This is a genomic window from Pseudomonas sp. 2995-3, from assembly GCF_002742565.1.
GTDB lineage: Bacteria > Pseudomonadota > Gammaproteobacteria > Pseudomonadales > Pseudomonadaceae > Aquipseudomonas > Aquipseudomonas edaphica.
On the sequence record NZ_LJSB01000121.1, the window covers coordinates 1 to 360 of the forward strand.

1 protein-coding gene is annotated in these 360 nt (G+C 34.7%); it reads right to left on the reverse strand.

All coding sequences use genetic code 11. The features are described 5' to 3' along the window. The coding region (locus AOA62_RS05135; protein ID WP_143521777.1) for an SH3 domain-containing protein at positions 1-360 on the reverse strand (360 nt) is incomplete at both ends.

Consider the following 360-nt stretch of genomic DNA (forward strand, 5'->3'; position numbering starts at 1 on the left):
ACAGAAGTGTTCCGCTTATAAATGCATCATTTCCGTTATGTTCAAACATATACCACCCGTTATCAGTCTTACCTTTAACGTTAATTTCTTGATTCAATTGCACAGTGCCGATTATGTTAAAACTCGTGTTGTTCCCATTACGAATATTAGCAGCACTAGTATTTACGAAAAATGTACCGTTTGCGTTATGTACAGTAAATGACTCTTCCTCTTCCTGGGAATCCTGGTTACTCGATTCCTCATCAATTTCAGTATCTTTTTCATCATTATTATCGTCGTCGTTTGTAGTCTTTGGACTATCTGCATCTAATGTTTTAATGAGTGTATCTTTTTGTGTATAAATATTTAAAGCTACCATGT